The sequence below is a fragment of the Plasticicumulans sp. genome (genome assembly GCF_035331805.1).
GTDB lineage: Bacteria > Pseudomonadota > Gammaproteobacteria > Competibacterales > Competibacteraceae > Plasticicumulans.
Map to the genome: position 1 here is coordinate 1 of NZ_DAOLKE010000207.1, position 6363 is coordinate 6363.

Genomic DNA, 6363 nt, shown 5'->3' on the forward strand with positions numbered 1-6363 from the left:
CAGGCGCCGGTCGCCGGGTTGTACCAAGTGCGCCCGGCGGCGGCCGCATACGGGCCGCGCGCCCAGCCGGCGGCGCCGTACCCGTAGCCGGGGCGATAGACCGCGCCGTAGCCGTAGGAGTAGTACGGGCGCGGCGCGCCGCCCCAGTACCACGGGCGGTACCAGTAGTCGTCGTCGTGATCGTGCAGCGCGTAGCCGAGCGCCATGCCGGCCCCGAACAGCAGCAGGCCGTTCATCACGTACTGGCCGTTGTAGCCGGCCGTGTAGCCGGTCGTGACCGTGGTCGGCGTGCTGTCGTAGACCTGCACGTAGGTGACGTTGTGCATCGGGCTGCTCGCCGGGATCGTGTAGAGCGCCGGCGGCACGCTCGTGCAGACCTGCCAGGGGCCCGCGGGCGCGGCGGCCTCGAACCAGACGCCGTCCTTGACCGCGTAGTAGCGATCGGCGACGGCGAGCACCGGATCGGAGGCGTTCGTGGCATAGCGCACGCCGTCACTGCCCTCGATCGGCCTGAAGCGCGGCTCGCCGGCGTAGTTCGCGCTGAATTTCAGGTCCGCGCGCTGCAGCGTCGCCTTCTGCGGCACCGAGGCGAGCCGCACGGCATCCTCGGCCGCCTCGGTGCCGGGCACCGACGCGAGCACCCAGGCGAGCGGATCGGTTTCGGGGATCTTCGCGAAGTCGGCCGGCAGCGAGGTCGTCGCTGCTTCCCACGGGCCTTCGAGGCTGGCGGCGCGGAACCAGCGCCCGGCGATCAGCAGGTAATGGCGACGCTCGCCGAGGTGCAGGAAGGCGGCGGACTCGGTGTTGCTGATCGCCTGCAGCTTCGTGCCGCGCACCGGGCGGTACTTCGGCGCCCCGCGCGTGATCAGCAGCTCGGCCGGTGCTTCGGCGTAATAGACGGCCGGGGTCTCGGCGAGGTGCTTGCCGGTGCCGGCCTGGCGCAGTTCGCCCCAGCTCTCCTCGGGCAGCTTCGCAAAGCCCGCCGGCATCGCCGCCGGCTGCGTCCACGGCCCGTCGCGCAGGCTGCGCGTCGTCAGCCACGATTCGCCGAGCAGCAGGTAGTAGGCCGGGCCGTCAGCAGCGGCATCGAGCAGCACGGTCGCCGGCGTGTTGACCGCCGCCTGCAGGCCGCTGTCGCCGACCGGCCGGAATTCGGGGGCACCGTAGAAGCCGAGCAGCGTCGCCGGCCGGGTGCTGTGGAAGATCAGCGGCGGATCGAGGCTCACCTGCACCGCGCGCTGTTCGAGCTTCTGCTGTTCGAGGTAGGGCAGCAGGCGATCGAGCGACACGACCAGCGGCTGGCCGTCGGGCAGCACCTCGCGCACGATCGCGGCGAGCCGCCCGGCTTCGAGCGGCTCCGCCTGCGCGAAGCGCGGCGTGTACACGGGCTTGCTCATCAGCACGGTGTTGCTGTCGCGGTCGATCTCGGTCGGCGTCGAGATTTCGAGCACGCCGTAGCGCGGCTCGCCCTTGCCGTTCTCGCGCACCGCGATCGCCGCGCGCAGGCGCAGCCGGGCCCAGTCGTCCCAGGCGTCGATCTGGGGCTCGTGGATCACGAGTTCCTGCTCGCCGTGGCGCCAGACGCGCGGCCAGCCCTCGTCGGCCGGCGGCTGTGCGGGGCTGGCGGCAGACGGGGTCTGGGCGGTGGCGGGCGGGGTCGGGGCGGCGAGGGCGGACAGCGAGCAGGCGAGCGCGGCGGCACAGAGCCAGCCGGCCGCGTTGCGGGCCGGTGTACGGCGGGTACAGGCGTGCATGACGGAAATACTCCGGACAGGGGCGGGGACCGGCAACGGGACGGGACGGGCCGGTGCCGGTTAGCATTGCTACATGCAGTGCAGCATCCGGCGCAGTAATGTCCAGCCGGTTTTTCTATGCTTGCCGTCCAGGGAAGCCCGGCACGCCCGGAACCGGTGCCCGCACACCGCTTCCGTGCCAGCCGGGTGCATCGATCCATCCTGACGCACACCCCCGTCACCCCGGCCTGCCGATACATGATTCCGCGCGCGCGGGACCGTGCGGGGCAGGCCGCGCTGCGGGATGCTGCAAGCTCTTCTACCGCCATCCATCCGATCCCAGGGAGCCCAAGACCGTGACCGCCCCGCGCCCCGCATCGCTGGCCGGCCTCGCCGGCGTCTGTCTGTTCGCCGCGCTTGCCGCCGCGCCCGCCGCCCGTGCCCAGCAGGCTCCGCCCCGTCCGCCGGCCGAGGTGACCGTCGTCGAGGTCGCGCCACGCAACACGCCGGCGCAGTTCGAGGCCACCGGCAAGACCGAAAGCTCGCGCCTCGTCGAGATCCGCGCGCGCGTCGAGGGCTATCTCGACCGCATCGCCTATCAGGAAGGCTCGGTCGTGAAGCAGGGCGACCTGCTGTTCCAGCTCGATCCGAAGCCGTTCGAGGCCGCACTCGACAGCGCCCGCGCCGCGCTCGCGCAGGCGCAGGCACGCGCCGTCAATGCCTCCGCGACGCTCAGGCGCGTGCGCCCGCTCGCGCAGGAGAAGGCGCTGAGCCAGAAGGACCTCGACGATGCGGTGGCCGCCGATCTCGAAGCCCAGGCCGCGGTCGCCGCCGCCAGGGCGCAGGTGCGCACGGCGGAGCTGAACCTCGGCTACACGACGATCCGCTCGCCGCTGACCGGCAAGGCCGGCGATTCGGCGCAGCGCGAGGGCTCGCTGGTGACGCCGGGCTCGGCCGGGCTGCTGACGACGCTGGTGCAGACCGATCCGATGTGGGTCGTGTTCGGCCTCGGCGAGCAGGACGTGCTGCGCTTTCGCAGCGGCGTGGCCGCCGGCACGCTGAAGACGCCGGGGCAGGGCAAGGTTGCCGTCGAGATCGTGCTCGCCGACGGGCGCGTGTTCCCGCAGCAGGGCGTGATCACCTACGTCGCGCCGACCGTCGATGCGCAGACCGGCACCGTGACGCTGCGCGCCGAGGTGCCGAATCCCGACGGCTCGCTGAGCCCGGGGCAGTTCGTGCGCACGCGCGCGGTCAACATCGAACTCGTCGATGCGCTGATGGTGCCGCAGCGCGCCGTGATGCAGGGCGCGAAGGGCAAGTTCGTGTACGTGGTCGTCGACGGCAAGGCCGAGGTGCGCCCGGTCGAGCCGGGGCAGTTCTACGGTGACCAGTGGATCATCACCAAGGGCCTCAAGGCCGGCGATCCGGTCGTCGTCGACGGTGCGATCAAGCTCGCACCGGGCGCGCCGGTGAAAGTCACCGGCCCGGCCAAGTGAGCGGAGGCGCCCCGAGATGATTTCGCGCTTCTTCATCGACCGCCCGGTGTTCGCCGGCGTGCTGTCGATCGTCATCGTCATCGCCGGCCTCGCGGCGATGAGCGGCCTGCCGATCGCGCAGTTCCCGGAGATCACGCCGCCGCTGCTGCAGATCACCGCGTCCTACCCCGGCGCCGACGCCGAAACCGCCTCCGGCACGGTCGCCGCGCCGATCGAGCAGCAGGTCAACGGCGTCGACAACATGATCTACATGCAGTCGAACAACTCGAACAGCGGTGACACCGGCCTGAACGTGTACTTCGACATCGGCACCGATGTCGATCGCGTGCTGACCGACCTCACCAACCGCGCCAACCTCGCCAATCCGCAGCTGCCGCAGGACGTGACGCGCAACGGCGTCGTGATCAAGAAGTCCTCGCCGAACATCCTGATGGCGATCACGATCCTGTCCGACGGCTCGCGCGACCCGAACGAGGTCGCCAACTACACATCGATCAACATCGTCGACGAGCTCAAGCGCATCCCCGGCGCCAACCAGGTGTCGATGTTCGGCCTCACCGACTACGCGATGCGCATCTGGCTGCGGCCCGACCGCATGGCCGAGCTCGGCATCACCACCGCCGACGTGCGCAAGGCCATCCAGGAGCAGAACACGCAGCCGGCGGCCGGGCGCATCGGGCAGGAGCCGACCGCCGGGCCGGTGCAGCTGTCGTTCCCGGTCACGGCGCGCGGGCGCCTCTCCACGCCCGAGGAGTTCGACGACATCATGGTGCGCTCGAACCCGGACGGCTCCTCGATCCGCATCCGCGACATCGCCCGCAGCGAACTCGGCATCCGCAGCTACGACGTGTCGAGCCAGTTGAACGGCAAGGACGCGACCGTGATCCTCGTCTACCAGCAGCCGGGCGCCAACGCGCTGACCGTCGCCACCGACATCCGCGCCGCGCTTGACCGGCTGTCGAAGAACTTCCCGAGCGGCGTCAGCTACGTCGTGCCCTATGACACGACCAAGTTCGTCGAGGTGTCGATCGAGGCGGTCATCCACACCTTCTTCGAGGCGGTCGTGCTCGTCGTCGTCGTCGTGTTCCTGTTCCTGCAGAACTGGCGCGCGACGGTCATCCCGCTGCTGGCGGTGCCGGTGTCGATCATCGGCACCTTCGCCGGCATGTATGCGCTCGACTTCTCGATCAACACGCTGACGCTGTTCGGCATGATCCTCGCGATCGGCATCGTCGTCGACGACGCGATCGTCGTCGTCGAGTCGGTCGAGCACAACATGGCGCAGGGCATGTCGCCGAAGGAGGCCGCGCGCCGGACCATGGACGAGGTCAGCGGCCCGGTGGTCGCCATCGTGCTGGTGCTCTGCGCGGTGTTCGTGCCGGTCGGCTTCCTCGGCGGCATCACCGGCCAGCTCTACAAGCAGTTCGCGATCACGATCGCGATCTCGGTCGTGATCTCCGGCATCGTGGCGCTGACGCTGTCGCCGGCCCTGGCCGCGGTGCTGCTGAAGCCCTCGCACGGCGAGAAGAACATCTTCTTCCGCGGCTTCGAGGCGGGCTTCCACAAGATCACCGGCGGCTACCTGCTCGGCGCGACCTTCCTGATCAAGCGCGCGCTGCTCGGCACGGTGCTGTTCGCCGGCGTGCTCGCGATCGCGTACGGGCTGTTCCGCACGGTGCCGACCAGCTTCGTGCCCGATGAGGATCAGGGCTATCTGATCGTCGCCGCCTTCCTGCCCGATGGTGCCAGCCTCGAACGCACGCGCGAGGTGGCCGAGCAGATCGCGAAGGAGGCGCAGCAGAACCCGGCGGTCGAGAACGTGCTGGCGCTCGGCGGCTTCAACATGCTCGACTCGCAGAACAAGCCGAACGCCGCGACCGTGTTCGTGCCGCTGAAGGACTGGAAGGAACGCAAGGACCCGGCGCAGTACGCCGATGCGGTGCGCAAGCAGCTGCAGCAGAAGTTCGCCGCCAGCATCGGCGATGCGATGGTGCTGGTGTTCAATCCGCCGCCGATTCCCGGCCTCGGCACCACCGGCGGTTTCGAGTTCTGGGTGCAGAACCGCGGCGAGGGCGGCACGGCGGCGCTCGAGAAGGCCGTGCATGAGCTGATCGCGAAATCCAAGGAGGAACCGGCGCTCGCCGGCCTGAGCACGCTGATCCGCGCCAACTCGCAGCAGCTGTTCGTCGATCTCGACCGCGACCGCGCGCGCTCGCTCGGCGTGCAGGTCACCGATGTGTTCGACCTGCTGCAGGGGCTGTTCGGTACCGTCTACGTCAACGACTTCAACAAGTTCGGCCGTACCTACCGCGTGATCCTGCAGGCCGAGCCGGACTACCGCACGCGGCCCGAGGACATCAACAAGGTCTACGTGCGCGCGTCGAGCGGCCAGATGGTGCCGCTGTCGGCGCTGGTGCAGCTGCGCTACACGACCGGCCCGGACAACGTCGCGCGCTTCAACGGCTTCGTCGCCGCGCGCATCAACGGCGGGCCGGCACCGGGCTATTCGTCCGGTCAGGCGCTGGCGGCGATGGAGAAGCTCGCGCGCGAGCACCTGCCGCCGAACATGTACTTCGAGTGGGCCGGCCAGGCCTTCCAGGAGAAGAAGGCCGGCTCGTCGTCGGCGCTCGCCTTCGGCTTCGGTCTGGTCATGGTGTTCCTGATCCTCGCCGCGCAGTACGAGAAATGGACGCTGCCGCTCAGCGTGCTGGTGGCGGTGCCCTTCGGCGTCTGCGGCGCGCTGATCGCGGTCTTCGCGCGCGGCCTCAACAACGACGTGTACTTCCAGATCGGCCTGGTGACGCTGATCGGTCTGGCGGCGAAGAACGCCATCCTGATCGTCGAGTTCGCCGTCGAGTACCGCCACGCCGGGCGCTCGGCGATGGATGCCGCGCTCGAGGCCGCACGGCTGCGCTTCCGGCCGATCGTGATGACCTCGCTCGCGTTCATCCTCGGCTGCGTGCCGCTCGCGATCAGCAGCGGTGCCGGCGCCAACAGCCGCATCTCGATCGGCACCGGCGTCATCGGCGGCATGCTCGGCGCGACCGTGCTCGCGATCTTCTTCGTGCCGCTGTTCTACCGGCTGTTCGACCGGGGTGAAGGCCAGGGCCACGGCCACGCCGAAGCGCCGTCCG

General features: G+C 69.9%; 3 protein-coding genes. 2 read left to right on the forward strand and 1 reads right to left on the reverse strand.

What is annotated here, in order from left to right; all coding sequences use genetic code 11:
• Positions 1-1754 (reverse strand): hypothetical protein (locus PKE44_RS13420; protein ID WP_324552027.1); only part of this gene is annotated, 1754 nt, incomplete at its 3' end.
• 335 nt (positions 1755-2089) lie between these two features.
• Here PKE44_RS13420 and PKE44_RS13425 point away from each other — a divergent pair.
• Positions 2090-3229: an efflux RND transporter periplasmic adaptor subunit gene (locus tag PKE44_RS13425; RefSeq protein ID WP_324552029.1), complete on the forward strand. Its 1140-nt coding sequence runs from the start codon at positions 2090-2092 to the stop codon at positions 3227-3229.
• Positions 3230-3245: 16 nt separating this feature from the next.
• Positions 3246-6363, forward strand: a 3118-nt coding sequence (locus PKE44_RS13430) for a multidrug efflux RND transporter permease subunit (RefSeq protein WP_324552031.1), incomplete at its 3' end; no start/stop codon positions are given.